Source organism: Bacteroides sp. AF39-16AC, from assembly GCF_003602735.1.
Taxonomy (GTDB): Bacteria; Bacteroidota; Bacteroidia; order Bacteroidales; family Bacteroidaceae; genus Bacteroides; species Bacteroides uniformis.
In genome coordinates, this window is the sequence record NZ_QTLN01000064.1 from 1 (window position 1) to 2,261 (window position 2,261).

Below are 2,261 nucleotides of genomic sequence, written 5' to 3' on the forward strand. Positions count from 1 at the left end.
CTCAATTCTATCACTATATCTTTCCGCATTTCACTTTTTTGTAGTAACTTTGCGTTCTAAATATTTATAATCGAATATGTAAACCTAAAATTCCTTTTTCTTAATAAAAACAAAATATATAAGCAGAAAACATATAGATACCTATATATCAATATATTAACAACAGCCCAACACTCAAGTCATTCTTTTTTCTTTTTTTTTTTGCCACTCAAAGAAACCAATATCTTCTTTCCGATTTCGCTCCGTCAGCACGCAATTCCTTATTCACTAATGGATAGATTATCTTTCTCAAGTCCTTTATATCAGCCTCAGGCAGTCGCTGGGCAATCTCAGAAATACGACTGCCAGGATGTAATTTCAAATCTTCCATAATCAATGCTTTCAAAGCATGAGGCTCTAATGTCTTGAGTGTTGTAACCAGATTCACCTTGGCATTCTTTATCAATTGAGGATTTATACTGAAAAAGCTTCCCTTTTTTACTCCTTTCCTACATACAATATTGTCTTTCACCAGTTTATCAGTATAACTGCGTAGGCGTTCTTCCTCTGATAACTGAAGAATGGCAGACAATTGTGTAGAAAGTATCTTTCTTTCTCGAGCAATGATTCCAAAAGCAATATAGCCTTTTTGTGTCAGCCTATAATTCTGCAGCACATAGTCCAACAATGGCAATAACTCCCTGTCTATTATCTCGGCTGGCTGAATGACTCTCACTTCATTGTATGATGATTCAATGGCAGGCTGATGCTTTGCTTCCATAGAATTTAATTCATAAATCAAATCATAACCAGAGCCCTCACCTTCCATCAGTTCCAAAGCGCTCAATATCTCTATGAAATGAGGATTCCGCCGATGCTTTGTATGAAGAATATTATCTTTAGTAATTCCTAAAGGCAATCCACCGGGATTAGAAATCTCCAACCTATCCGGATAAACTTGAATCATAATATCACTTGATACTGTGAAGCTCTTATGGGCAAAGGCATTAACCAATAATTCCCTTATCAATTTGGGATGATAATGACGAATTTGTTTACGAAACAGCCCATCGGGAAATTCATAGGAGTAAGTCAACTCTATCGCTTCCTTTTCAATGGACAGAAGTAACTCCTTAGGATTTAATGCATTATCGTGCCACTCCACTTTACGGACTTTCCTCTCCAAATTATCATACACAATGTATTGGGCAGTAATGGGGTAACTAATCGTTTGCCTTTGTTTCGACGTACCCAACCACAGCACTCCGAGATGGGTTAACTGACCGGCATCCATCAGACAGTAGTGCTCTGCCAACTCTATATCATCCAATTGCTTGATGTGAAAGGCTACCCGAGGTGACCTACGTATCTCTTCGGCAAGCCGATGCAAGTTATCCAATACACTTTCATCCAGTATGAATTTAGTACGAACTATTTCCCACTGGTAAGTACCTTTTTCCTCACTCAAACGCTGAATGTCCTCACTTCGAACCGGTTCACATTTATCTGCCACACGAATATATATCTTCCCATCTGAAGTAGTGGCAATAGAACGAAATGAAGGATAAACAGTAATTATAAAATATTGACTTCCAAAATTATCCGTTTGTACTTCCGAAGCAGCAACAGCTACATTAAAACAAAGACTTCGCAGCTTACTGACAGCATCGTTCACCTCATCAGTATCTACAACTTGACCCAAAAGCGGACATTTACCCTTATCATCATATCCTACAAAGATCTTTCCACCCTGAGCATTGGCCAATGATACGCAAGTAACAGCCAAATCCCTGAATCCTTTATCTCCGGTTCTTATTTTCTGAATGCTTTTATATTCGATGGTCTGTTTCTCACCTTCTGCCATATACATTACATTAAATGATGCTTTATTCCATAGTACATCGGTCTATTATCGATGACATCGGCAAAAATAATCTTTTTTTGCTCACGTTCTCCGTTTCATGTGCAAAAAGTGGGTGTTCTTGCACATGTTCCGATGCAGAATTATACATAGATGTATAATCTGTACCAAAAGCAAGCTTCTTATGTTAAACACACAGCTTTTTCATTTAGAAGAGTTATCGGGAGTTAAAGGCCGATTACTCTTGTTGATGTATAGTTATACTATCAGCTTCTAACTCCCGATAGCTCCCTTAAATGAAAGAACCGTGATGCTAAACAGTACATAGCATTTGCTTTACTGCCTTAAAAGCAGTACATTTGTAACTGGAAGTTACGAAAAGAGTGTAATTTATTGGAAATGAGCATTGGGTAATCGCTCA

General features: G+C 37.7%; 1 protein-coding gene. It reads right to left on the bottom strand.

The window, feature by feature from the left end; translation table 11 throughout:
- Window positions 1-208: 208 nt before the first annotated feature.
- The gene (locus DW039_RS20620; RefSeq protein WP_044468315.1) at window positions 209-1,843 is read right to left on the bottom strand and encodes an ATP-binding protein; all 1,635 of its coding nucleotides are present in this window, start codon (window positions 1,841-1,843) and stop codon (window positions 209-211) included.
- Window positions 1,844-2,261 lie beyond the last annotated feature (418 nt).

Coding starts and splice junctions, on each gene's coding strand:
- DW039_RS20620 (WP_044468315.1), bottom strand. CDS start 1,843: ATGGCAGAAGGTGAGAAACAGACCATCGAATATAAAAGCATTCAGAAA.